This window comes from Streptomyces inhibens, assembly GCF_022221585.1.
Lineage (GTDB): Bacteria > Actinomycetota > Actinomycetes > Streptomycetales > Streptomycetaceae > Streptomyces > Streptomyces inhibens.
The window spans coordinates 868,417-893,198 of the sequence record NZ_CP084681.1; the positions used below are offsets into that span (position 1 = coordinate 868,417).

23 protein-coding genes and 1 pseudogene are annotated in these 24,782 nt (G+C 69.8%); 8 read left to right on the forward strand and 16 right to left on the reverse strand.

All coding sequences use genetic code 11. From position 1 onward, the window contains the following. Nucleotides 1-62: 62 nt before the first annotated feature. Nucleotides 63-356, reverse strand: a complete 294-nt coding sequence (locus KI385_RS04160; protein WP_238570866.1) for a hypothetical protein — start codon at nt 354-356, stop codon at nt 63-65. A 69-nt stretch (nt 357-425) separates the two neighbouring features. Then, nucleotides 426-953, reverse strand: coding sequence for a hypothetical protein (locus KI385_RS04165; RefSeq protein ID WP_238570867.1), 528 nt, complete (start codon nt 951-953; stop codon nt 426-428). A gap of 502 nt (nt 954-1,455) precedes the next feature. On the opposite strand from KI385_RS04165, the gene KI385_RS04170 reads away from it, so the two are divergent. Beyond that, complete coding sequence (locus KI385_RS04170; RefSeq protein WP_238577556.1) at nt 1,456-2,676, forward strand: GDSL-type esterase/lipase family protein; 1,221 nt, start codon at nt 1,456-1,458, stop codon at nt 2,674-2,676. A 181-nt stretch (nt 2,677-2,857) separates the two neighbouring features. On the opposite strand, the gene KI385_RS04175 is transcribed toward KI385_RS04170, so the two are convergent. Then, nucleotides 2,858-4,099 carry a glycosyltransferase gene (locus KI385_RS04175; RefSeq protein WP_238570868.1) on the reverse strand — a complete coding sequence of 414 codons (1,242 nt, stop codon included), beginning with the start codon at nt 4,097-4,099 and terminating at the stop codon, nt 2,858-2,860. Nucleotides 4,100-4,758: 659 nt separating this feature from the next. Between KI385_RS04175 and KI385_RS04185 the strand changes: the two are divergent. Then, nucleotides 4,759-5,229, forward strand: a pseudogene (locus KI385_RS04185) (IS5 family transposase); the annotation flags it as partial. 5 nt (nt 5,230-5,234) lie between these two features. Here the strand turns inward: KI385_RS04185 and KI385_RS04190 are convergent. Further along, complete coding sequence (locus tag KI385_RS04190; RefSeq protein WP_238570869.1) at nt 5,235-5,879, reverse strand: TetR/AcrR family transcriptional regulator; 645 nt, start codon at nt 5,877-5,879, stop codon at nt 5,235-5,237. Between the two features lie 53 nt (nt 5,880-5,932). Here KI385_RS04190 and KI385_RS04195 point away from each other — a divergent pair, with 53 nt between their 5' ends. After that, entirely contained in the window at nt 5,933-6,910 is a 978-nt protein-coding gene (locus tag KI385_RS04195) for a GNAT family N-acetyltransferase (RefSeq protein WP_238570870.1), read from the forward strand. 59 nt (nt 6,911-6,969) lie between these two features. On the opposite strand, the gene KI385_RS04200 is transcribed toward KI385_RS04195, so the two are convergent. The 3 genes from KI385_RS04200 to KI385_RS04210 all read right to left on the reverse strand — a co-directional run bounded on the left by KI385_RS04200 (nt 6,970) and on the right by KI385_RS04210 (nt 9,245). Further along, nucleotides 6,970-7,335 carry a hypothetical protein gene (locus KI385_RS04200; RefSeq protein ID WP_238570871.1) on the reverse strand — a complete coding sequence of 122 codons (366 nt, stop codon included), beginning with the start codon at nt 7,333-7,335 and terminating at the stop codon, nt 6,970-6,972. Nucleotides 7,336-7,529: 194 nt separating this feature from the next. Then, nucleotides 7,530-8,018 carry a hypothetical protein gene (locus tag KI385_RS04205; RefSeq protein ID WP_238570872.1) on the reverse strand — a complete coding sequence of 163 codons (489 nt, stop codon included), beginning with the start codon at nt 8,016-8,018 and terminating at the stop codon, nt 7,530-7,532. Nucleotides 8,019-8,648: 630 nt separating this feature from the next. Further along, nucleotides 8,649-9,245, reverse strand: coding sequence for a TetR/AcrR family transcriptional regulator (locus KI385_RS04210; protein ID WP_238570873.1), 597 nt, complete (start codon nt 9,243-9,245; stop codon nt 8,649-8,651). Nucleotides 9,246-9,310: 65 nt separating this feature from the next. Between KI385_RS04210 and KI385_RS04215 the strand changes: the two genes are divergently transcribed. The 4 genes from KI385_RS04215 to KI385_RS04230 all read left to right on the forward strand — a co-directional run bounded on the left by KI385_RS04215 (nt 9,311) and on the right by KI385_RS04230 (nt 13,021). Then, the gene (locus KI385_RS04215) at nt 9,311-10,366 is read left to right on the forward strand and encodes a glycoside hydrolase family 113 protein (protein WP_238570874.1); all 1,056 of its coding nucleotides are present in this window, start codon (nt 9,311-9,313) and stop codon (nt 10,364-10,366) included. A 76-nt stretch (nt 10,367-10,442) separates the two neighbouring features. Continuing rightward, on the forward strand, nt 10,443-11,477 hold the full coding sequence (locus tag KI385_RS04220) for a sensor histidine kinase (RefSeq protein ID WP_238570875.1): 1,035 nt from the start codon (nt 10,443-10,445) through the stop codon (nt 11,475-11,477). Next, on the forward strand, nt 11,474-12,166 hold the full coding sequence (locus KI385_RS04225) for a response regulator (protein ID WP_238570876.1): 693 nt from the start codon (nt 11,474-11,476) through the stop codon (nt 12,164-12,166). Before KI385_RS04220 ends, KI385_RS04225 begins: the two co-directional genes overlap by 4 nt. A 6-nt stretch (nt 12,167-12,172) precedes the next feature. Then, entirely contained in the window at nt 12,173-13,021 is an 849-nt protein-coding gene (locus KI385_RS04230) for an SMI1/KNR4 family protein (RefSeq protein WP_238570877.1), read from the forward strand. A 25-nt stretch (nt 13,022-13,046) separates the two neighbouring features. Here KI385_RS04230 and KI385_RS04235 read toward each other — a convergent pair whose 3' ends face one another. From KI385_RS04235 to KI385_RS04275, 9 genes are all read right to left on the reverse strand, one after another. After that, nucleotides 13,047-14,252 carry a M6 family metalloprotease domain-containing protein gene (locus KI385_RS04235; RefSeq protein ID WP_238570878.1) on the reverse strand — a complete coding sequence of 402 codons (1,206 nt, stop codon included), beginning with the start codon at nt 14,250-14,252 and terminating at the stop codon, nt 13,047-13,049. 64 nt (nt 14,253-14,316) lie between these two features. Then, nucleotides 14,317-15,582 carry an alpha/beta fold hydrolase gene (locus KI385_RS04240; RefSeq protein ID WP_238570879.1) on the reverse strand — a complete coding sequence of 422 codons (1,266 nt, stop codon included), beginning with the start codon at nt 15,580-15,582 and terminating at the stop codon, nt 14,317-14,319. A 180-nt stretch (nt 15,583-15,762) separates the two neighbouring features. Then, nucleotides 15,763-16,449, reverse strand: a complete 687-nt coding sequence (locus KI385_RS04245; protein ID WP_238570880.1) for a GntR family transcriptional regulator — start codon at nt 16,447-16,449, stop codon at nt 15,763-15,765. A 47-nt stretch (nt 16,450-16,496) separates the two neighbouring features. Continuing rightward, the gene (locus KI385_RS04250) at nt 16,497-17,879 is read right to left on the reverse strand and encodes an aldehyde dehydrogenase family protein (protein WP_238570881.1); all 1,383 of its coding nucleotides are present in this window, start codon (nt 17,877-17,879) and stop codon (nt 16,497-16,499) included. Then, nucleotides 17,876-18,880: a proline racemase family protein gene (locus KI385_RS04255; protein WP_238570882.1), complete on the reverse strand. Its 1,005-nt coding sequence runs from the start codon at nt 18,878-18,880 to the stop codon at nt 17,876-17,878. The genes KI385_RS04250 and KI385_RS04255 overlap by 4 nt, the downstream gene beginning before the upstream one ends. 31 nt (nt 18,881-18,911) lie before the next feature. Beyond that, nucleotides 18,912-19,820: a dihydrodipicolinate synthase family protein gene (locus tag KI385_RS04260; RefSeq protein WP_238570883.1), complete on the reverse strand. Its 909-nt coding sequence runs from the start codon at nt 19,818-19,820 to the stop codon at nt 18,912-18,914. Between the two features lie 70 nt (nt 19,821-19,890). Next, on the reverse strand, nt 19,891-21,354 hold the full coding sequence (locus tag KI385_RS04265) for an FAD/NAD(P)-dependent oxidoreductase (protein WP_238570884.1): 1,464 nt from the start codon (nt 21,352-21,354) through the stop codon (nt 19,891-19,893). Beyond that, nucleotides 21,335-21,649 (reverse strand): (2Fe-2S)-binding protein, encoded by a 315-nt coding sequence (locus KI385_RS04270; protein ID WP_238570885.1) that lies wholly within the window; start codon nt 21,647-21,649, stop codon nt 21,335-21,337. Before KI385_RS04270 ends, KI385_RS04265 begins: the two co-directional genes overlap by 20 nt. A 27-nt stretch (nt 21,650-21,676) precedes the next feature. After that, nucleotides 21,677-22,831: an NAD(P)/FAD-dependent oxidoreductase gene (locus tag KI385_RS04275; protein ID WP_238570886.1), complete on the reverse strand. Its 1,155-nt coding sequence runs from the start codon at nt 22,829-22,831 to the stop codon at nt 21,677-21,679. A gap of 204 nt (nt 22,832-23,035) precedes the next feature. Here KI385_RS04275 and KI385_RS04280 point away from each other — a divergent pair, with 204 nt between their 5' ends. After that, nucleotides 23,036-24,775, forward strand: coding sequence for an ABC transporter substrate-binding protein (locus KI385_RS04280; RefSeq protein WP_238570887.1), 1,740 nt, complete (start codon nt 23,036-23,038; stop codon nt 24,773-24,775). Nucleotides 24,776-24,782: the final 7 nt, after the last annotated feature.

Genomic DNA, 24,782 nt, shown 5'->3' on the forward strand with positions numbered 1-24,782 from the left:
TCACCGTCCGCGCTGTGGTGCAACGCCTCAACGGACAGGCCGCCCAGACCCTGTCCCACGGATCAGGCTTCGGATTCGAGGGGGCACAGGTCGTAGAGGTAGGAACGGTCGCGCTTGAAGCTGCGCCATACGGTGGCAGGGGGTTCGGGTTCGTCACCGTGACTGTTGAGGGGATGTGCGGTGACGAGGCCGTCGGCGATCTCGCAGTGCCAGCCTTCGGTCGGCGCCCAGATGCACCACACCTGGCCATCCGTTCGGCGATAGGCGGGCCGGCCGTGGCGCTCGCCGTCCCGTTCGAAGTGGTAGCGGAGCCCATCGATGTGGCGCACAAAGGCGAAAGAAGCAAGAACCGTCATAGCCTCCGCACTGTATTGGACCGGGCTGCAAGGCTCGTCTCCCGTCACCAACGTGCCGGAACGGCACACCTAGCTGTCACGCACCTCGTCGCGGATCTGGTTCACCTTGGCCGCGAAGGCGTTCAGGTCCCTCTCGTTCGGGTTGGGACGGGTGCTGGGCAGAAGGCCTTGGGCCACATGCGCCACCGTTGAAGAGTCAGCCCAGGTACACGCCATGTCCAAGGACCGGGTGCTCGTTACCGGGATGGTCCGTGAGACCACGCGGCATTGAACGGGTTCGTCGGAGCCGGCCGGTGTGATCGTTTTGGGCCCGATCTTGATGACGGGATCGCCGTCCCGCCTGTCGAGCAGCTTGACGAGTTCCCGCAGAGCCGCAGAAGGATCGCGAACCTTGCCGTACACACCGGTGACGGCGAGGAGGCCGCCCTTCTCCGCGGCCGGGCGGTACACCCCAAAGGCCGGCCGGGCCTCGCGCACCTGACCGGACATCAGCTCAGCCAACCCCTGATCAGGATCGGCTGCGTCGTGCTCACGTCTGTACTGACCGCCCACCATCGTCTCGGGCATGGCCAACCGGGCCGCACGGGGATGCTTCACCTTCTGGGTGTGCGTGGGTGGTGCCGTACTTGCGCTGCCACATCCGGAAACGACGGCAGCTGCCACTACCCAGATGCTCCACGTCAGTCGGCGCACGAATCCCCCGGTCCCGGGCCTGATCACGAACGGCCATTGTGCCAGCCGGCGCCGCCGCAGGTTCGTGGCGACGCCGAAGTCACACGTGCCACTCCTGCCTCCCGCGGCGTTGGTCGAGAGCGCTGAGCAGCACTGCCTGTTACGAGAATCCGTCCAAGAGCGTCAGATCACCCCGCTGGAAACAAAGCCTCAACGCACCTACCTGATGGACCAGTTGATGCTGAACGACACCAGACCCCACCTCCCCGATCACGGGCGGATGGCTTGCACAACGGCAGACGGTAGCGAGCCAGCGGATGGCCCCGCTGACCGCCTGGCGGTCGCCGACTGTCGGCCTCGACCACGACGGTGGTGGGCCGGAAATTCATGTGCGGACCAGGTTTCCGATTGACAGGCTGAGGTCATGATGTCTCAGCGCGACCCCGTCCCCGGCTCTTCCACCACGCCCGGGGCGACGGACTGGACCACCACGCCCATCACCGCGGACCTCCTGCGCGGCGCACTCGACTTGGAACGCACCGAGCACGGGGTGCTGCCGCACCGACTGCCCGCCCGGGCCCGGGCACAGTGCGCCGACGGGCAGCTGGCCATGGCGGAGGCCCAGCCCTCCGGCGTACGGCTGGTGTTCCGCACCCGGGCCACCGCCGTCGAGTTGGACACACTCCGCACCAAGATGGCCTACCAGGGCGCCCCGCCCCGTCCGGACGGCGTGTACGACCTGCTCGTCGACGGCCGCCTGGCCGGGCAGGCCAGTGTGACCGGCGGCAACGTCCTGACGGTGGACATGGCCACCGGGTCTGCGGAAACCCGGCCCGGCCCGGTCGGCACCGTTCGGTTCCCCGGTCTTCCCGACCGTGTGAAGGACGTCGAGATCTGGCTGCCGCACAATGAGATCACCCAGCTGGTCGCCCTGCGCACCGACGCCCCCGTCGAGGCCGGGCCGGCCGGGGGCCGCAAGGTGTGGCTGCACCACGGCAGTTCGATCAGCCATGGCTCCAACGCCGCAAGCCCCACCACGACCTGGCCGGCGCTGGCCGCCTCCCTCGGCGGCGTGGAACTGATCAACCTCGGCCTGGGCGGCAGCGCCCTGCTCGATGCGTTCACCGCCCGCGCTCTGCGTGACACGCCCGCGGACCTGATCAGCGTCAAGATCGGCCTCAACCTGGTCAACACCGACCTGATGCGTCTGCGTGCCTTCACTCCGGCGGTCCACGGCTTCCTCGACACCATCCGTGAGGGGCATCCCACCACGTCGCTGCTGGTCGTCTCGCCCATCCTGTGCCCCATCCACGAGGACACCCCCGGCCCCACCGCCCCGGACTTCAGTAACCTCGGCGAGGGAAAGCTCCAGTTCAAGGCCGCGGGCGACCCCGCAGAACGGGCCGGCGGGAAGCTGACGCTCAACGTCATCCGGGACGAACTCGCCCGCATCGTGAAGCAGCGGGCGGCCGACGATGCGAATCTGCACTACCTCGACGGCCGCGACCTCTACGGTCCGACGGACTTCGCCGAGCTGCCGCTGCCCGACCAGGTCCACCCGGACGCCGCCACCCACCGCCGCCTCGGCGAACGCTTCGCCGCCCTGGCCTTCGGCATCGACGGACCGTTCGCCGCCGAGCGTGCCTGAGCGCCCGCTCCTCGTCTGGCTCCGGTCATGATCAGAGCCAGACGAGGAGCGCGGCGATGGTGACGGTGCCTCGGGCTGCCGCGGCGGAACGCCACGAAGTGTGCCGGTCTCTTCGGGCATGCCAAGTTGGCGGCACAGCCCGGCGCCGGGCACTGTCCCTGGCTCGACGATCCCGCGTGGTTCACGCGGACATGGGCGGCCTTTCTCGGCCGACGGCGTCGAGCAGCAGCTTCGCGGCCACCATCGCCCCGTCGGTGCGGAACGTGTCGGCCACGACGGTTGCTCGTGCGCGGGTCTCGGGGGTCAGGGCCGTCTTGAGCGCGGCCGACAGGGAGTCGAACGTCGGCGTCGGACCGTCGTGTGCCGCGCCGATGCCCAGGTCGGCCACCCGGCTGGCGAAATATGGCTGGTCCGCCCCCTGGGGTACCACCACCTGAGGCGCGCCGGCCCAGGTGGCCGTCGTCGTGGTGCCCGCGCCGCCGTGGTGCACGACGGCGGCCGCCCGGCGGAACAGTGCCTGATGGTTGACCTCGCCGACGACGAAGCAGTCGTCCTGGTCGTCGATCAGGGCCAGGTCGGCCCAGCCGCGGGAGACGACTGCACGGCGGCCCTGCGCGCGGATCGCCTCGATGGCCGCCCGGGCGACGTCCTCCGGATCGCGCATGGGGATGCTGCCGAAGCCCACGTACACCGGTGGTGTGCCGGCGTCCAGGAATGCCACCAACTCGTCGGGGAGCGGGCGTTCGTCCGGCAGGACCCACGCGCCGGTCTGCACCACGTCGAGGTCCGCCGGCTGCTGCCACGGGGCCAGGACCGGGTCCGCGGCCAGCCACGGGTGGTCGGTGAAGACGTGGTCACGGACGTTGTCCAACGGCGGCAGGCCGATCGACGCCCGGTGGGTATTGATCGCCTCGCCGAACACCGCCTGCGCGTCCTGGGCGTCCCGGTCCCACAGCACTCGGTTGTCGGTCACATCAGGTGGGAGCGGCCGGCCCGGCCGCGGGATCGGCGGGTGGTGCGGCGACGGCAGGCTGACCGGCTGGTAACTCGCGTACACGTAGCGGATGCCCAGTTTCTCGGCGACCGACTTCACGCCGGCCACGGCCGGCACGAGGCCGGTCGCCACCAGCACATCACACCCCTCGGCCGCCACGGTGACATTGTCATAGAACGCGGCGACCAACTCGGCCGCGCGCCGGGGCACGCCTGCCGCCGACGGCGGCGTCTTGCCGGTCACCAACTGGCGCACCGACTGGCCGGTCGGCACCATCTCCACACCGACCCCGGCCAGCCGCTTCGCGAACTCCTCATCCGGCGGCGCGCACACCCGCACCTCCGCGCCGAGTTCCCGCAACCGCACCGCGAGTCCCACCAGCGGTTCGACGCCCCCACGCGAGTCATACCCCGACAACAACACACGCATTTCGTACTCCCATTTCCGCAAATCCTGGCCTCGGCCGATGATTCTGCGGTACGACCAGGGTCTTGCCGCAAGCCCCCCGGTGCGCTATATGTTGATCATGGAAGGGAGTGAGTACTCCCCTTTCCCTCTGTCGTCCGCAGTGGACGGACAGCTTCCTCGCGAAGCCGCGGCGCGCCGCGTGCGGCGCTGCCGTCGGCCCAGGAGGATCTCCCATGCGCCACATGCCGTCTCAAGAACTCCTCTCGCAGTGAGTTCAGGCCTCGCCAGCAGATCGGCGCGCATCCCGGAGTGAGGAACGCTCCGTGGATTTCGCCGCGTCTCTCCCGACGGATGCGCAGGCGGCGGAACCAGTGCAGGTGAGCGAACGCCCGCTCCACAGTCCAGCGTTGGCCGCCCAGGCCGAAACCGCGCTCGGTGCCCCTGCGGGCGATCACCGGCTTCACACCGAGCGGCCCGGACCGGGCGGCGGTACTTGTCGTCGTCGTAGCCGCGGGCGCCCAGGACCACGCGTCCCGGATGCCGCATCCGACGCTCGACCTTGGGCAGCAACGGCTCGATCACAGCCCACAGCTCGTCGTTGACTTCCTACCGCTTCGGCCGTGCCGCCCCGCACCCCCAGATCACCAGCCCCGGAGCAATCCAACCGCCTCGAAGAAAGGGGGGCTCACACCGGACCTTCGCCGGTCGACCGGGCTCGCCCGGGCAGCAAGCGCCATCTGATCACCGACCGGCACGGAACACCGCTGACCGTCTCCTTGACCAGCGGAAACCGCCACGACATCACCCAGCTCATGCCCCTGCTCGACGCGATACCGCACATCCGGGGGACTCGTGGGCGGCCTCGCCGACGGCCGAAGCGCGTGTTCGCCGACCGCGGCTACGACTACGACTACGACAAATACCGCCGCCTTCTCCGAGCTCCAGGCATCACACCGAAGATCGCCCGCAAGGGCACCGCCCACGGTTCCGGCCTGGGGAAGACCCGCTGGGTCGTCGAGCGGACCTTCGCCTGGCTCCACCAGTTCAAACGACTGCGGACCCGCTACGAGATACGCGCCGACCTCCACCTCGGCCTGCTCCAACTCGCCTGCAGCATCATCTGCTTGAGACGACTGCGAACCTCATTCTGAAGTGATCAGTAAGACCGTACGCTGACACCAGGGGCCGGTCGGCTGCCGCCGTCGGACCGGGGCAGCGCGGTCGAGGCGAGGAAGTCGTCGAGCATGGCGATCTGCACGCCCTGGGGGAATCGGCCGGGGTCGAAGAGGGCCTGGACGACGAGTCCGTGGGTGAAGGCGACGGCAGTGGCGGCAAGTTGGTCCGGGTCGACGGCTGCGGGGAGCTCGCCAAGGTCACGTGCGGCTTCGAGGTGCGGGCGGATCGTCGAGCGCAGCCGGGTGTAGCGGTCGGCCTGTTCCGTGGTCAGCCCGTCGTCGGCGAGGGAGAGGTCCCAGGAGCTGACCCAGATGCGGTTGCGGGCGGTGTCGCCCGGGGTCAGCGGCAGGATGTCCAGGAGCATGGCGCGCACGGTGGCGAGGCCCGCGGCGGGACGCGCGCGGCGGGGCCTCTCCGCGGTGCGCTTCTCCAGCAGGTCCAAGGCGTGTGTGATCAGGGCCCGTTTGGTCGGGAAGTAGTGCATGAGCATCCCGGTCGAGACCCCCATCGCAGCGGCGACGGTACGCAGGGTCAGCCCGCCGAACCCCCTGTCGGCGAGTACGTGCCACACCGCCTCGGATACGTCCTTGCGGCGGGCTTCACGGTCTCCAGGTGCGGGCGGCATGCTGCTAGCTTACGTACCGAACGCTTGTTATGCATCCAGAGAGCGAGGCTCCCATGTTCACCCTGCCGCTCGGCGACCATGCCCAACTCCGTCCCCTGGAGCCCTGGCAGGCACAGGAGTTCCTCGCCCATATCGACCGCGCCCGGGGCTCAGTGGACCCGTGGATACCCTGGGCGACGTTCAGCACCGACCTCGACTCGGCCACGGCCACCCTCCAGCGCTACGCCGACCGTCTGGCCCAGGACACCGGCCGGATCTACGGGATCTGGCTGGACGGCACGCTGGTCGGCGGCGTCATGTTCACCCGCTTCGACAGCGCCTCCGGGGTGTGCGAGATCGGCTGCTGGCTGGAGCAGGCCGGGGAGGGACGGGGCCTGGTGACCCGGGCCTGCCGGTTGTTGATCGACTGGGCCTTCCAGGAACGCGGGATGAGCCGCGTCGAATGGTGGGTCGCGGCGGGCAACACCCGCAGCATCGACGTCGCGCGCCGACTGGGCATGACCCGCGACGGCGTGCTGCGACAGCGTTCTCCGTACCGAGGTGTGCGGCACGACAGCGAAGTCTGGTCGGTCCTTTCCGACGAATGGCCGTCTCTCGGGGACGTGCCCGGGTCCCGCGTCCAGGCCGAGCTCGATCGGCTGATGCGCGTGTTCGTCGGCGCCTTCACCAACACCGGCGACAGCCGGCCGGACCTCGAGGTCATCCGCGATGTCTTCATTCCGCAGGGGAGGATCATCGCGAACGTCGGGGACGAGCCCGTGATCTACGACCTCGACGCGTTCATCGAGCCCCGACAGAAGATGCTCACAGACGGGACGCTGACGGAGTTCTGCGAATGGGAGGTCGCTGAGCGGACCGAGATCTTCGGATCGATCGCGCACCGGTTCAGCGAATACCGCAAGTCCGGCTTCCACCACGGCGAGTGGTTCGAGGGCTCCGGCCACAAGACCACCCAGTTCGTCCGGACCCCGTCAGGCTGGAGAATGTCCTCACTGGCCTGGGACGACGCGCCCGCCACCGGGACCGAATGACCGTGCGGATCATGGTGGGACCGAGAGCCCGGGCTTTTGCGGAGCTTCCACGTCAGGCTTCAGCTTTCGCCTCGGGACGGTCGGGAGGAGCAGAAGGGTTCTGAGCCGGATGCCTCCAGTGCCGCGTTTCCAAGTCCGAGCTGTTCGCGCAGTACGGCACGTCCCGCGTCCGTGACGGCGACGATGCGGGTCGCGCCCTTGCGGGTGACCCGGCCGTGGTCAAGATCGTGCCGGAAGAATGCTGCGCCCACGGCGCCCGCCCAGGTGCGGGCGCAGGTGCGGGCGCAGGTGCGGGCGCAGGTGCGGGCGCAGGTGCGGGCGCAGGTGCGGGCGCAGGTGCGGGCGCAGGTGCGGGCGCAGGTGCGGGCGCAGGTGCGGGCGCAGGTGCGGGCGCAGTACCGTCCGGTCGAGGCAGGTGCGGACATCGCGCGGCGGGAACCGTGCGGGGATCTACATCGACCAAGGAATCCTCAACCCGCCTCTTCCGTCATCTGCTTGAGGCACCTCCGCACCTCGTTCTGAAACGATCAGTTAGGCCGATACGACTCCCTCGTGGTACGCCGCCGGCCTCGGAGCAGGGCGGACCGGCCTGTCGCGGCGCAGCCCTCTCGCACCGTCATCACGTGTCGACCGTAGGCAGAGCCGATCGGCGTTGGCTGTGCGCTGGTAGTACACCCGGCTTCCTTCTCGTACCCGTGTGACCGGCCCTGCACGGAGAGGGGGTGAGGTGGTAGGAGACGGTCGATGAGCTGAGGTGTTGGCGGTCGGCGAGTTGCGTGGTGGTACAGGGCACGTCGAGGTCGGCCAGCAGGGCGGACCGGGAGTGCCCGATGACACTTCCCAGCAGCGGGTCGGTTCCCCTGGCCGATCGGTCCGGTCCGTTGGGGCGGCGGGTCGGATAGATGAGGTAGATGCCGCGTTCCCGCCAGGGATCCACGCTGACGAGCCAACTGTGCGCCAGCTCCGAAGGAAAAAGTGTGATGTCCGTGGTTCCGGCCACCTCGATCCGCTGTTCGCTCTCCAGGTGCAGAGCGCCGCAGCGGTAAGTGATCTGCCGGTGCAGGGAGTTCAGTGCGGTGTGCGGACCGCTGCGGGCGATGATGCTCATTCGGTTCATCTGCCGGGCGACCACCGAAGAAGGCGTCGTGGCGACCTTGTGCAATTCCGCGTCGAGAGCCCGTTTTGCGGATTGCGGACGCCCCGGGAGTCATGAAGTCCGGTGCATAACCACGGATCTCGCCGCGCAGTGCGGACAGAAGATGCCGATGCCGTTCCTGCAGCGCGGCGTCGACCTGCTGGCGGCGTCGACCTGCTGTCCGTACACGCTCATATTGCTCACGGATTGAGGGCGATGCGGGTGCAGGACCACTCCGGCTTGCATCAACAGTGATACGGCGCATCGCATTGCCGCCAACGTGTCCGCGTTCATAGCGATGTTGATCACTTCTGCCCCTGACGAGCGCCGCCCCGTCTGCGCTCGAACCCCATCATTCCGTGATCCAATTCCGAGGTATCCGGGGACCCTAAGTCCAACGAGACACGGTGGCAGCACTGCCTGGCAGCTCACACTCCTCGGTGGAGGAATGGATACCGCCTGCAGATAGGGACTCGCCGAGGCACTTGGCGTCGATGCGCACGCAATTGGGCGGCACGGACCACGGCATCTTCGGCCGACGGGCGCTCCAGCCCGAGGCACGTCCCACGATCAAGCGGCGGGCGACACGGCTCAGTTGGGCAGTCACCTCTGGTGATGCATGACCAGCGGCAGGAACAGCAGGTCCACCACTTCCTCGAGATCAGCGTCGGAGGGGGTATGGCGGGCCATCGTGAGCTCGTTGACGACCAGTACCACCGGAAGCGTGACCAGCCGGTCGGGGAGCGGAGCCGCCGGGTCGACCTCGCCGCGTCGAGCTGCCCGGTCCAGGACCGTACGCATCCATTCGTAACCCGCGCCGCGGTTCCGGGACGCGAGGTATGCGGAGAGCTCCGTGTCGTGGCTCTGCTCCTCGGCGAGCACCTGCAGGATCGGGGCGAGTTCCCCCATCCGCTTGACGACGAGACGCAGCAATGCCAGTACGTCGCCACGCAACTCGCCGGTGTCGGGGGGCTCGGCCGCCAGCGGTGGCGCCTTGTGGCGCAACGCGGCCAGGACCAGCTCCCGCCGGTTCGACCACCGACGGTAGAGCACCGCGCGGCTGGTACCGGCGCGGGCGGCCACGGCCTCGTACGTCAGTTGTGCGTAGCCAACGGCGAACAGTTCGTCCCAGGTGGCCTGGAGCAACGCGGCTTCCAGCTCAGCGCCTCTTCGGCGCGTGCGCGCAGGTTCTTTGGACACATCGCGTATCTTAACTGTCGAGCACGTAAGATACGCATTGACTCTTATTGGAGAGGTTGGTTGGCATGCGCGGCAAAGGCATCCACTACGACACCGGCACCTCACCGAATGGCCAGAGCTCCCGTCCGTCCTTCGACCCCCGCATCGTTGAGCAGGAGATGCGGATCATCGCGGAGGACCTGCGCTGCTCGGCGGTACGCATCACCGGTGGCGACCCCGACCGGCTCACCACGGCGGCGATACATGCCGCGGCCGCCGGACTGGAGGTCTGGTACTCGCCGTTCCCCTGCGAGATGACGAACCAGCAGATGTTGCCGTACTTCGCCCACTGCGCCGAGCAGGCCGAACAGTTGCGCCGCGACGGCGCTGACGTCGTCCTCGTCACCGGCTGCGAACTGAGCGTGTTCGCAGCCGGATACCTTCCCGGAGACACCTTCTCCGCCCGTATCCCGGTCCTTGCGGGCCCTGGGCGCGAGGCTGCGCTCAAGGGCATCCCCGACCGGGTCAACGCATTCCTCGACGAGGTCGTCCACACTGTCCGGCCGGCCTTCGGGGGCCCGATCAGCTATGCGTCCAGCCCGCTGGACGGCGTCGACTGGAGTCCGTTCGACATCGTCGGCCTCGACGCCTACCGCAGCCTGCGGAACGCCGCCACATACCGCGACGACCTCCGCACGGACCTCGTCCATGGCAAGCCGGTCGCGATCATGGAGGTCGGCTGCTGCACCTACCAGGGGGCAGGCGACTTCGGAGGCGCGGGCTGGTACTTGGCCATGGAGCCGGACGGTGTCACCCTCAAGGCAGATCTGGTGCGCGACGAAGGTGAGCAGGTCCGCTATCTGCACGACCTCATGCCCGTATTCGAGGAGGAAGGCATCGACACGGTGTTCTGGTTCAGCTTCGCCGGCTACAGCACTCCCCACCGCGCCGCCCCCGGCTCGGACCTGGACTTGGCGTCGTACGGCATCGTCAAGCTCCTCGATGGGGACGACTCCCCCGCCCCCGCCCCCGCACGCACCTACCCCGGCATGCCCTGGGAACCGAAGGAGGCGTTCCACGCTCTCGCGGCCTACTACGGGGGCCTCGGGCGGCAACCCACCACCGACACGAGCCCGCGGTAGCCGTCAGCCCCCGTGCGCGGCCAGAACAGCTGGGTGCCCGGCCCTTGCCGGGAGCGCTGAAGGGCCGCTGTACGTCGTGGTGTTCGTCCTCCTCGGCCTGGCCACCACGCTGCCGGTCGCTCTCTTGTGGCGACAGCCGGCCGCGGCCGCCCTTGTCGTCTCCACGACGGTCGTGCTGTCACTCGTGGCCTTCCAGACGCTGACCGTGGCGGGCGTGGGTACGCAACTGCTCACCGGATACCGGCTCGGCCGCAGCGGCCCGCAGCTGCCGGCTGTGCTTCTGTCCACGCCGTTCCCGGTGCTGGCGCTGGCCGGTCCGGCAGGCGGTGAGGTTCGGGTGCACCTCCTGCTGCTGGCCTCCCTGGCCCCGGCGGCGGCCATGACGGGGATCGCCCGGCGGGCGCACGGCGAGGCCCTGGAGAACAGCGCCGCTCGGCGGGTGATCGCCGACACCCTGGTGGAGCACACGGCGCGCGGCGAACGCGCCCGCATCGCCCGTGAGTTGCACGATGTCGTCGCCCACCACATTTCCATGGTCGCCGTGCAGGCCGAGACGGCCCGGCTGGCCACCCCGGGACTGCCGGCCGCCGGTGCCGAGCGCCTGTCGGCCATCGGCGACACCGCGCGGGCGGCGCTGTCCGAGATGCGGGGGCTGCTCGGCGTACTGCGCGAGGACGCGACGACGGATCCAGCAAGCCGGCAGCCCCAGCCGGGCCTGCGCCTGCGGGAGCTCAACGCATTGCTCGACGAGTCACGGGAAACGTCCGGAACGGGCACTCGTCTCATCCTCCGCGGCCGTCCGGCCACCCTCGCCCCCGGACTTGAGCTCGCGGCCTACCGCATACTCCAAGAAGCCCTCACCAACGCCCGGCGGCACGCGCCGGGCGCCGCCGTCGACGTGGAACTGCACTACGCCCATGACGCCCTGCGGCTGCTCATCCGCGACAACGGGCCCGGCCCACCCACGGCAGCAGCGGCCGGCGGTCACGGGCTGTCCGGCATGCGAGAACGCGCTGCGGCCGTCGGTGGCGAGCTGCGCACCGGCCCCGCCGCCGGCGGCGGCTTCCTCATCGAGGCCCTCCTGCCCGGAAAGGACGAAACCGCCTCATGAGCGCTCAGTTCCCGACGGTCCGGATCGTCATCGCCGACGACCATCTGGTGGTCCGCACCGGATTCGCCGAACTGCTCAACACCCAGCCGGACTTCCATGTCGTCGGGACCGCCTCCGACGGGGCCGAGGCGGTGCACATCTGCAACGAGCTGTCCCCCGACGTCGTCCTCATGGACATCCGTATGCCGGGCGTGGACGGCATCGAAGCCACCAGGCAGCTCGCCGAGTCCGCGAGCGCCGGGCCGCGCATCCTCATCCTGACGACCTTCGACCTGGACGAGTACGTCTATGACGCGCTGCGCGCCGGAGCCAGCGGATTCCTGCTCAAGGACGTCACCGCCGAGCGGCTCTTCGACGCGGTACGTGTCATCGCCCTCGGCGAGGCGCTGCTGGCCCCGGCCATCACCCGCCGGCTCATCAGCGAGTTCGCCCAGATGCAGCCCGGCTCCGGGGCCCCTGCCGCAGCCGCACTCGCCACGCTCACCCCTCGCGAAACCCAGGTCCTGCGACTGGTCGCCGAGGGCCTGTCCAATCCGGAGATCGCCCGTCGGCTCACGGTCACCGAGGAGACGGTGAAAACGCATGTGAGCCGGGTGCTGAACAAGCTCGGGCTGCGCGACAGGACACAAGCAGTTGTCGCCGCCTACGAAACCGGGCTGGTCGTGCCGCGCTTCCGCGGGCAGGAATAGTTCGCGGTGGACTCCGCGCACTACCGTGCCGATCTGACCGAGGTACGGGCCTACGGTGCCGCGAACAGCGACATACGCACCGCGCAGCAGACCGAGACCGCCCCCTTGTGGCTCGGCTCCTCACTGACGCTGTACGCCGAGCCGCTGCGGGTCGCCCTGTCACGGTCGCCGCTGTCCGTCGTGGCCCAGGGCCCCCTCCCAGGTGATGGGCCAAGGTCTCGTAGGTTGGGCCCCTCGGAGACAGTGCGCGACGCGCGGCGGGTGCCGCGGGGAGTGAGGGGTGCGGCAGTGGACGGAAACGACTCGGTGACGGCACTCGCACGGCTCATGCCGACGACGTACGGGGTGGACGAACGGATCGACTGGAGCGAGGCCGAGGAGATCTGGAAGACCCGGTTCCCCTCGGATTACGTCCGCTTCATGCAGGTGTACGGGGCGGGGTTGGTCAGCGGGGAGATCGTGGTTCTGCTGCCGGTACCGCAGTCCGACACGTACACGGACGGGTCGGGCCTGCGGGACGAGACGGAGAACGCCCGTCTCACCTGGGAGATGTGCAAAGACGAGGCCGACTTCGACGTGGACCCCGGGTCCATCGTTGCGTGGGGCGTCAGCACGGGTGCCGACATCTACTGCTGGCTGACCACGGACGACGACCCGGACCGGTGGCCGGTGCTCGTGTGCGGGCGGCACACCAGTCCGGCGTTCCAGGTGCACCCCTTCGGTATGGCCGAGTTCCTCCAGAGGCTCCTCGGCGATACCGCGTTTCAGGAGGAGACGATCAGCGTGACCCTGCCGGAGGAGGTGTCCTTCGTCAACTGGCGCGAGCAACAGCGCCGCCGGACGGTGCGCGCCTGAAGACGCCCAGCTGCGCGGCTGACGGTCAGGTCTTGCTGAGCCGCACCACATCCCCTGCGTCGCCGCCCGCCAGGACATCGATCCGGGCTCCGGTGTCCGGATCGGTGAAGGTCTGGCCAGGCTTGTATGCGGCCATGTCCAGCTGGGTGCAGCCCGTGGGCGGGGTGGCGGTCGGGTTGGCGTTCATGATCCTGACCGGTCCCTCGCCGGTCTGGGCGGCGGAATCGACCTTGTAGATGAGGACGCCGGTGGAGCAGGCGCCCTTGTCGTTGCCCTCGGCGCGGCGGGATTCGGCGATGTACGCCGTGCTCTCGCCGGTGCGCAGTACGGCGATCTTGGTCCCGCCGGGGCGCTCCACCGGGGTCAGCTTTACGGTGCGGCGTCCGGGCCCGGGCAGGCAGGCGACCTGGTTGCCGCGGGTCCAGCCGAGCTTCCACGAGTGCCAGCCGAGGTACTGCGGGGCGGCTCCTGCGATGTTGCCCATGACGTCCCAGCCGCCGACGTACTGGTGGGTGGCGCCGGTGAAGGAGTACAGGTCCGGGAGGCCGAAGGTGTGACCGGTCTCGTGGGCGGCGACCTTGTATCCCCAACGCCACATGTCCTGCCCGAAGGTGACCGCCCATTTGATGCGGGTGCCGTCGGCGGTGACTCCGGGCGTGGTCGGGTCGTAGAGGTAGGTCGGGGAGAAGGAGATCGCGGCCGCCGCCTTCGTGGGGACGACGTAGACCATGTCGTACCGGGAAAGGTCCGCGTAGGGGTCGGCGGCGGTGATCGCGTCGCGTAGGTACTTCTCGTGGGCCTCGAAGGTGAGGCCGCGCGCGAACCCGTACGAGGTGGAGTCCGCGGGCATCCGGATCCAGCGGTGCAACGAGCTGATGCCGAGCCGGGAGCGGCCGTAGCTGGCTCTGCTCATCCAGTCGGCAGCAGGGGCGAGTTGGGTGGCATACGCGTCCGTGGAGTCCGTGGCCTGTGCGTCGGGGAAGTCCACGAACAGGGTCAGGACGCGGTGGTTTCCGCCGGCGTGCTGGAACTGGGCCGCGTCGGTGTTGTGGCCTTCGTCGGTCCAGCCGGTCTTGCCGGGGAGAGCGCAATCAGCGGCAGGGGCTGGGGCTGGGGCTGGGGCTGGCGAGTTGGGCTTGGTCTCCGCACCTGCCGTAGCCGGGGCGGCGAGGCAGGAAACGAGGGCGAATGCCGCGGCGAGGGGCCGCAGTCGGGTCGGCAGGGCGGACATGGCTCTCCCATCGGAGGCAGCGGAAAGAGGGGAGGAAGTGGAGGGAAGGGACGGACGAGCTGGGTTACGCGCGGCCCGCGGCCAGGTCCATCAGGCGGGCCAGTACACGGCCGCCGGAGGCGTTGACGCCGTCGTGCTCCCATTCGTTGGTGACCCAGACCCGGGTGGCGCCGACCTCGCGCGCGGTACCCAGGGAGAGTCCGGCGTCGACATACATGTCGTCGTGGTAGACGATCGCGGCGAGGGGGACCTGGTTTGCGACGAGGCGGTGGGGGTCGTACAGCGGCGGCCAGTCGACGCGTTCGGCCAGCAGGTCGGTGGCGTCCGCGAAGGGCCGCAGGCCCTTGATCTCGCGGAACATCCAGGGGTAGAACATCTCACCGGTGAGGAGGAGGGGGTCCGCCTCCTCGGTGAATTCGGAGAATCCGGCGAGTGCCCGGGAGGCTGCCCAGCCGGTCGGGCCGACGCCCTGCCCGTAGAGCGTCTCCTGCATCACGGCGAACAGCGGATTGTCGGTGAAGCCGGTCAGGTTCATCACCTGGTGGAGGAAGGTGTCGGTCAACTCGCCGTCGGCGTCCAGGGATTCATCGAGCAGCCAGTGGAGCCGCTCGAAGCCGTCACCCATACCGAGGGCGAGGCCGAGGGTGCGCAGACGGCGGATGGTGAGCCGGTCCCCGTCGGGCAGCCGGACCTCTGTGGTCGCGAGGAGATCGGCGATCGTGCTGAGGCGGGAGGCGTCGTCCGGGTAGCGGGCGTAGAAGTCGAGGACCCGGTCCCGCACCCGCGGGTAGGTGCGGGCGTAGACGTCGTCGGCGGTGGCGGTGAGGCCGGGCAGGCCACCCGTCACGTAGCAGGCCTTGAGGCCTTCGGGTGCCTGGGAGAGGTAGGTGAGGGTGATGAAGCCGCCGTAGCTCTGGCCGAGGGTTTCCCAGGGTTCGCCCTCGCACAGTTGACGGCGGATCAGTTCGGCGTCGGCGACGATCGAATCGGCGCGGAAGTGGCCGAGATATGTGGCGAGTTGGGCGGCGGAACCGAAACCGGAGGCGACTCGGGCGGTGACCGGTGTGGAACGGCCGGTGCCGCGCTGGTCGAGCAGCAGCACCCGGTGGGTCTTGAGCGCCTGGGCCAGCCAGCCGGGTGAACCGGCCGACGGGCGGGGTGATTTGCCGCCCGGGCCGCCTTGCAGATAGAGCAGCCAGGGCAGCCGCTCGCCCGCACGGGCCGGGTCGACGACCTCCCGGGCGAATATCTGGATGTCCGGCCCGTTGGGGGCGGAGTGGTCCAGGGGAACGGTGAAGATATGGTCGACGGTCGCGTACGCGGGGTTCATGGATCCCTTTCACAGCTCAAGAGCCGCAGCGTGAAGTGTGACATTGCACGGCCAGCATGGTGTGGCCGACTGCCGGCGGGGAGCCCTCACGTCCGCATAACTCCACGTTATGGAGGGACTGTCCCGCCTCAATGGGCTGCGGCCCGCCTCAGTGGGCTGCGGCCCACCGCGAACGGGCCGCTACCGGGCGGACTTCGCCGCGGCCTCGCTCTTGGCCCAGAGCGAGCGGACATGCCCCAGATGCTTGGCCATGCACTTCTCCGCACCCTTCGCGTCGCCCGCCAGCATCAGGTCGAGAAGTTCCAGGTGCTCCTCCGCCGACGGGATCAGCTCGCCCCGCTCGTCCAGGGCGTTGAGCCCGTACAGGCGTGAGCGCTTGCGCAGGTCGCCGACGGTTTCGACGAGCCTCTCGTTGCCGGAGAGGGCGAGGAGCGAGAGATGGAACTGCCGGTCGGCCTCCAGGTAGCCGATGAGATCGTGCTCGCGCGCGGCCCGCACGATCTCCTCGGCGACCGGCCGCAGCGCCTCCAGCTCCTCACGGCCGCCGGACCGGGTGATCCGGCCGACCATGGGGATCTCGATGAGCGCGCGGATCTCGGTGTACTGGTCGAGGTCGTGCTCGTTGACTTCGGTGACGCGGAAGCCCTTGTTGCGGACGGGCTCGACCAAGCCCTCGCGGGCCAGGTCGAGCATCGCCTCGCGCACGGGCGTCGCGGAGATCCCGAAGTCCTCGGCAAGGACCGGGGCCGAGTAGACCTCACCCGGCCGCAGCTCACCGGAGATCAGGGCGGCCCGCAGGGCGTGGGCGACCTGGTCGCGCAGCCGCTCCCGGGTGGCGTTGAGATCGCGGTGCTTCAGGTGCCCCATAGCGGTGGTGATCCCTTCATGCCGAGCGGACCACCCAGCATACAATGTCACATTGTTTGTGCAGGTGACAGGGTGTACGTGCGGCTGGAGGTGTAGAACTCCAGGGCGGCGCGGCCCTGTTCCCGCGGCCCGTGGCTGGATGCCTTGGCGCCGCCGAACGGCAGATGGAAGTCGACGCCGGTGGACGGCGCGTTGACCCTGATCATTCCGGTGTCGAGCTGGTCGAGCCCGTGCAGGACCGTGTCCAGTCCGGTGGAGTGGACCGAGGTGACCAGGCCGTACGGGACCGAGTTGGTGATCCGGACCGCGTGGGCCAGGTCGTCGGCGGGCAGCAGTGCCGCGATCGGGCCGAAGACCTCCTCGCACAGCAGCCGGTGGCCCGGGGACACCTTCTCGACCAGGGTCGGAGCCGCGTACCAGCCGGGAAGGCCGGGCACGGTTCCGCCCGCGAGTACCGAGAGCCCGTCCCAGGCAGCGCTGACCTGATCGCGAGCGTGCTCGTTGATGAGGGGTCCGCACACGGTGGAGGGGTCGGCCGGATCGCCGACCGTCACCGCCCGCAGGGCTTCCGAGAGCGCCTCACGCAGGGGGTCGAGCGCCGCGCCGACCGCGATCACGCGACTGGTGGCGGTGCACTTCTGGCCCGCGTATCCGGCGATCGAGGCGGCGATGTGGGCCGCGGCCTGCCCGATGTCCGCGTCCGGGAGGACGATGGCCGCGTTCAGGCCACCCATCTCGGCCTGGACCGGGATGCCCCGGGCCGTGGTGGCACGCGCGACCGCCTGGCCGACGGTCGTCGAGCCGGTGAAGGAGACGACATCGGCGGCGGAGACGAGTGCGTTGCCCTCGGTCGCTCCGCCGGGCAGCACGGTGAACACGTCGGCCGGCAGGGCCTGCTCGACCAGCGAGGCGAGGCGCCTGGCGCAGGCCGTCGCCTCGGGAGCGGGTTTGAGGACCACCGTGTTGCCCGCGGCGAGCGCCGGGGCGGCCTTCCAGCTCGGAATGGCGAACGGGAAGTTCCAGGGGGTGATGAGGCCGGCGACACCATGCGGACGGCGGCGGGTCAGCAGCAGGCCCGGGCCGACGGCGGGTTCGTGGACGGCGCCGCTGGGTTCGTAGGGGGCCTGGGCGTAGTACCGCCAGATCGCGACGGTCCTGGCGACCTCGGCGCGCGCCTCGGCGAGCGGCTTGCCGACCTCGCGGACAGCGAGGGCGGCCAGTTCGTCCGCGGCGGCCTCGATGGCGGCGGCGACCGCGCCCAGGGCGGCCGACCGGGCGGCAGCACCGCCGGTCAGCCAGCCGGGCTGGGCCGCGCGGGCCCGCTCGACGGCATCCGCCGCGGCGAAGGCACCGGGGGCCGGAATCGACACGAGCACATCGGAAGGGTCGGCGGGATTGCGGGAGGTGAGGGTAGGTGCAGCGGCGGTCACAGGAGGAAACCTCCGGGGAAGGGGTCGTCCGGGTCGAGGAAGTACTGAGCGGTGCCGGTGATCCAGGCGCGGCCGGTGACGGTCGGTACTACGGCGGGCAGCCCGCCGACCTCCGTCTCGGCGACCAGTCGGCCGGTGAAGCGGGTCCCGATGAAGGACTCGTTGACGAAGTCACGGTCCAGGGGCAAGGCACCGCGGGCATGCAGCTGTGCCATCCGCGCCGAGGTGCCGGTACCGCAGGGCGAGCGGTCGAACCAGCCCGGGTGAATCGCCATCGCGTGCCGCGAGTGGTGGGCGTCCGAGCCGGGAGCGGCCAGGTAGACATGCTTGACCCCGGCGATCTCCGGGTGCTCGGGGTGCACGGGCCGGTCCGGCGACGCGTTGATCGCGTCCATGACTGCGAGCCCGGCGGCCAGCAGGTCGTCCTTGCGGGCGCGGTCGAACGGCAGCCCCAGCGCGTCGAGTTCGACGAAGGCGTAGAAGTTTCCGCCGAAGGCGAGATCGTAGGTGACCGTCCCGTACCCCGGGACGTCCACCTTGCGGTCCAGGCCGGCGCAGAACGCGGGCACATTGGTGAGCGTGACCGACTTCGCCGCACCGTCCTGGACGTGTACGTCGACGGTGACCAGGCCGGCCGGGGTGTCCAACCGCACCTGAGTAACCGGCTCGCTCACCGGCACCATGCCCGTCTCGACGAGGACGGTGGCGACCCCGATGGTGCCGTGCCCGCACATCGGCAGCAGCCCGGAGACCTCGATGTAGAGGACGCCGTAGTCGGCGTCGGCGCGGGTGGGCGGCTGGAGGATGGCGCCGCTCATGGCGGAGTGTCCGCGCGGCTCGTACATCAAGAGCGTCCGGAGGTGGTCGAGGTGCTCGATGAAGTGGAGCCTGCGCTCGGCCATGGTGGCGCCGGGGATCACACCGACACCACCTGTGATCACGCGCGTGGGCATGCCCTCGGTGTGCGAATCGACGGCGTGGAAGATATGGCGCGTACGCACGATGAGTCCTTTCGCAGCAGCGCGGGGGTGGTCAGCGGTGACCGTCGGCGACGGCCTTCTCGGTGGCGGCCCGGACTCCGGCCTCGATCTCCCCCGTGAGAGGGAAGCGCGGCGGGCGGGTGGGGCCGCCACGGCGGCCGACGATGTCCATGGACAGCTTGATCGACTGGACGAACTCGGTCTTCGAATCCCAGCGCAGCAGCGAGTGCAGGGACTTGTAGAGCGGCAGGGCGGTGGCCAGGTCACCGGCGACGGCGGCGTGGTACAGCTCGGCGCAGGTGGCGGGGAAGGCGTTGGGGTATCCGGCGATCCAGCCGACCGCACCGGCCACGGCGAGTTCGAGCAGGACGTCGTCCGCACCGATCAACAGGTCCAGTTCCGGGGCGAGTTCGGCGATCTCGTAGGCGCGCCGTACGTCGCCGGTGAATTCCTTGACGGCGACGATGCTGCCGTTCTGGTGCAGCTGGGCCAGCAGCCCGGGCGTCAGGTCCACCTTGGTGTCGATGGGGTTGTTGTACGCGACGACCGGCACCCCCGCCTTGGCGACCTCGGCGTAGTGGGCGATGACGGCCTGCTCGTCGGCCCGGTAGGCGTTCGGGGGCAGCAGAAGGACCGAGCCGCAGCCCGCTTCGCCCGCCTGCTCCGCCCAGCGCCGGGCCTCGGCGCTGCCGTAGGCGGAGACTCCGGGCATGACCCGCGCGCCGTCGCCCGCCGCTTCGACCGCGGTGCGCACCACGCGGGCCCGCTCCTCGTCGGTGAGGGTCTGGTACTCGCCGAGCGAGCCGTTCGGGACGACGCCGTCGCAGCCGTTGTCGATCAGCCAGCGGACATGCTCGGCGTACGCTTCGTGGTCGACGGACAGATCGTCGTGCAGGGGCAGCGTGGTGGCGACCATGATTCCGCGCCAGGGACGGGTGCTGTTCCAGGTGGTGGCGGTCATGCCGGTGAACCCTTCGATAGTGTGTGACATTTTACTGATGGATGCGGCGCCCACAAGGGCGGACCGCGGGTCAGTCGTCGACGCCCGGGTCAGCGTCGGGCCGGATCCCGGTGGGTGCGTCGAGCGAAGCGAGTGCCGAGAGCGGCACGGGCACGGCGAACGGGCGGCGTTCGGCAGGTGGTTCCACGGCCGCTTCGCGTGCCGCCAGGCACGCTACGGCCGCCCCGCACATCCGCCCCTGGCACCAGCCCATGCCGGCCCTGGTGAGGAGTTTGACGGTGTGCGCGTCGCGGGCCCCGAGGTCGGTGACGGCTTCGCGGATGCTTTTGGCGGTCACTTCCTCGCAGCGGCACACGTCGGTGTCGTCGGTCAGCCAGCCCGTCCAGCCCGCTGCCGGAGCATGGCTGAGAGCCATCGCCTCGGCGAAGGCGCGCATCCGGTCCCGGCCGCGTTGCAGCTCGCGAACGCGGCCCTCGTGGACGGGGTGCCCGTACACTCTGGCGGCTGCCGCGAGCCCGGCCAGTTCCCCTTCCGAGCGGGCGAGCTGCGCGCCACCGACTCCCCCGGTCTCCCCCGCCGCCCACAGGCCACGCACCGAGGTCTCCTGAAGGTCGTCCAGGGCCAGGGCGGAGGTCCCGTCGACCAAGGGGCGGGTGGCGCAGCCGAGTGTGGTGGCCAGCTCGATCTGCGGGGCAAGGCCGTGCCCCACCGCGAGCGCGTCACACTCGATCCGCCGGCCCGCCCCCCGTACGGGCCGCCAGTCGCGGTCGAGCCGGGTGACGGTGACGGCCTCCACCCGGTCGGTGCCGTGCACCTCGGTGACCGCGCTGCGGGTGCGCAGCCGTACCCGGTGCCGCAGCAGCGCGGCACCGTGGACCGCCGCCTCGACCAGTTTCTGCGGGTTGGCCGCGAGCGCGCGGGGGTGACGGGCGTATCCCAGATAGCCGGACGCCTCGATCACGGCCGGGACCTGTGCGCCGGCGGTGGCGAGCGAGGAGGCGACCGCGAGCAGCAGGGGCCCACTGCCCGCCACGACCACGCGCTTACCGGGCAGCACCAGACCGGACTTGAGCATGGCCTGCGCTCCCCCGGCGCCCACGACACCCGGCAAGGTCCAGCCGGGGAAGGGCAGTTGGCGTTCGTACGCGCCGGTCGCGAGCAGGACCGTACGGGCCCGCACCCGCACCGACCGCTCCGCGGTGCCGTCGGCCCCGGTGACGGCATGCACCGCCCATGGCTCACCGTCCTCCTTCGTGACCGCCCAGACATGGTGTCCGGCGAGATGGCTGACGTCGCTCTCCTCCAGGCGCCGGCGCAGCTCCGCGAAGGCCCGCCAGTCATGGTGCAGGGCCTCGGGCCGCGCCGCGCCGATGGCCCGCGCAGGGTGCCGGTAGAACTGCCCACCGGTCTGGGGTGAGGCGTCCAGCAGAACCACGGACAGGCCGAGTCCGGCTGCCGTGACGGCGCCCGCGAGACCGGCGGAGCCCGCTCCGATCACCGCGAGGTCGTACGGGTCAAACGCTGAGGCGGGCATGGCCGTTTCCCTCCTGGGTGATGATCACGTCGCCAGGGCGGGCGGGCACCAGACATGCCCTGCGGTTGGGCTCTCCGTTGATGGTGGCGAGGCAGTCGTAGCACTGCCCGATGCCGCAGAAGGCACCCCTCGGGCGGCCGGCGTTGCGAGTGGTGCGCCAGGCGAGGATGCCTGCAGACCACAGGGCCGCGGCGACGGACTGCCCGGGCAGGGCGGTAACCGGACGGCCGTCCATCGTGATCTCGAAGGACGAGCCGGGGTTCGCCCCTACCAGTTCGGCGGGGGTACGGGCCACTGCGGGCCTCCTCTCTTGGTGGACGGATCAGACGGCAGCTTCGAAGCGGGCGGGGCTGAACGGGCTCATGTCCAGGGGAGGTTCGCCCTCGCTCAAGGACCGCGCGATGAGCAGCCCGGTGGCCGGGGCGAGACCGACCCCCGCGCCTTCGTGACCGCAGGCGTGCAGCAGGCCGGACACTCGTGGATCGGGGCCGATGGCCGGTAGATGGTCGGGCAGATACGGGCGGAACCCGGCATACGTCCGGATCGCCCGGACCTCGGCCAGGAACGGGAACAGCGCGGTGGCCTGGGCCGCCAGGCGGCGCAGCACCTCGGTCGACAGCGTACGGTCGAAGCCGACCCGTTCTCGGCTGGCACCGATCAGGACCGGGCCCGCCGCGGTGCCCTCGACCACGGCCGAGGTCTGGAGCGCCGCCGAGCCGCTGGCGACGTCGGCGACATAGTCGGCCGCGTACACCTTGTGCCGCACCACACGCGGCAGCGGTTCCGTGACGAGAACGAAACCGCGTCGCGGCAGCACAGGAAGCTCGACACCGGCGAGCCGGGCGACCTCGCCGCCCCAGGTGCCGGCCGCATTGACCACGTACGAGGCATGCACCTCGCCGGCCAGCGTACGCACCCCGCGTACCGATCCGTCCGCCGTGGTCAGCAGACCGGTGACCTCCTCCCCGAGCCTGAGGCGCACCCGGTCACCGCCCGCGCGCAGCAGATGCGCGGCGGCCAGGGCCGGCATGACCTGCGCATCCTGGCGGTAGTGGAAGCCGCCTGCCAGGCCGGGAGCCAGATGGGGCTCCAGGTCCCGCAACCGGTCCCCCGGGATTTCCTCCGCCCGCACACCGGCCTCCTCCTGTCCGGCCGCGAAGTCGCGCAGGGCGCGCATCCCGGCCTCACCGGAGGCGACGACGAGGCCGCCCTTGGGTTCGTACTCGATCTGCGGCGGGAGCAGTTCGGCCAGCTCCCGCCACAACTCGGTGGACAGCAGCGCGAGATCGAGCTCGGGTCCGGGCTCCTTGTCGGAGACCAGGAGGTTGCCCTCGCCGGCACCCGTGGTGCCGCCCGCTACGGGGCCGCGGTCGATCACGGTGACGGAGAGGCCGGCTCGGGCTGCGTAGTAGGCGCAGGCCGCGCCGACCACGCCCGCACCGACGACGATGACGTCCGAAGTGTTTCTCGTGGGCACGGCAGTAATATTTCACATTGCACTGACGTTGCCAAGGGTTTCACGGGATCCCAGGTGTCTACCTCATCCGCGAGGGCGGCAACCTCGGACACGAGTGAGTAACGGACGTGCCGACGCCTTGTCAGTGCAATTTCACATTACTATGTTACCGGTCACATTCCAGCGCCCCTTCTGGCTGGCCGACTGTTCTCGGAGTGACCACTGATGAAAAAGCGCACCCTTATCGCCGTCGCCACCGCCCTGGCGGCGACCACCGCATTCGGCGCGGCCGGCTGTTCCGGCTCCAAGGGCCACGGCTCCGGCGGCAAGAACCCGGCGACCGCCAACCAAGGCGCCGTAGTGGGCGGCACTCCGCAGAAGGGCGGCACCCTCACGGTCCTGTCCAATCAGGACTTCACCCACCTCGACCCGGCCCGCAACTGGGTCGTGAGCGACATGGATTTCGGGACCCGGCTGCTCTACCGCACCCTCGTGACCTACAAGGCGGCCCCCGGCACGGCGGGCGGTGAGCTGGTCCCGGACCTGGCAACCGACCTCGGCACTCCGTCCAACAACGCCAAGACCTGGACCTTCCACCTCAAGAAGGGAGTCAAGTACGAGGACGGGACGCCGGTCACCGCGCAGGACATCAAGTACAACGTGGAGCGGTCCTTCTCCCCCGACCTGCCGGGCGGCTCCGACTACGCGGCCCGCTACCTCGCCGGCGCCGAGGGCTACCAGGGGCCGGCCCAGGGCAAGCACCTCGACTCCATCAAGACACCCGACGACCACACCATCGTCTTCGAACTCCGCAAGCCCTTCGCGGAGTTCCCCAACGCCACGGTGATGCCGAACTTCGCCCCGACGCCCAAGAGCCAGGACAAGGGGCCGCAGTACGACAACCGTCCGTTCTCCTCCGGCCCGTACAAGATCGAGTCGTACGAGCGCGGCAAGAAGCTGGTGCTGGTGCGCAACACCCACTGGGCCGCCTCGACCGACGCGGTGCGCAAGGCGTACCCGGACAAGCTGGTGGTGGTGATGGGGCTGAAGGCCAACCAGATCGACGACCGGCTGATCGCCAGCCAGGGCCCGGACGCCTCCGCCGTCTCCTGGGGAGCGCTGCGGCCGGAGAGCGCGGCCAAGGTGCTGCCGAACGCGGAGGTGAAGAAGCGGCTGATCGCCGAGTCCACCAACTGCACGGACATGGTCCAAATGCACACCGGGAAGGCCCCGTTCGATGAGGTGAAGGTCCGTCAGGCCGTGCAGTACGCGCTCGACAAGGACTCGGTGCTCACCGCCTCCGGCGGACCCGCGTTCAATGACCTGTCCACCGCCTACATGCCCGCCACCCTCTTCGACGGCAAGCAGCCCGACACCCTGAAGATCCCCGCGACCGGTGACGTCGAGAAGGCGAAGCGGCTGCTGAAGGAGGCGGGCAAGCCGAACGGGGTCGAGACGAAGATGACCGTCTCGACCGGGGACAAGGGGCGGGCCGAGGCGATCCAGCAGTCGCTGGGCAAGGCCGGGATCAAGGTCACCATCGAGACCGTCGACCCGTCCGCGTTCTACGCGACGATCGGCGACACCAAGAACCGTACCGACATGGTGTACACGGGCTGGTGTCCCGATTACCCGTCGGGATCCACCTTCCTTCCCTTCGTCTTCGACGGCCGCTTCATCAAGGAGAAGGGCAACTCCGGCAACCACTCGCTCTTCCGCGACAAGCCGACCATGAAGCGGATGGACGACATCGCCGCCATGACCGATGCCAAGCAGGCCAACGCCGCCTGGCGGAAGCTGGACGGCGAGATCCTCGCCAAGTCGCCGGCCGTCCCGGTCCTGGTCCGCCGTTGGCCACTGGTCCTCGGCACCAACATCGCCGGCGCCTACGGCCAGACCTCCTTCGGCGGCCAGCTCGACTACGCCACGGTCGGCCTCAAGGCCCCCTCCAAGAGCCAGGGCTGAGGGACCG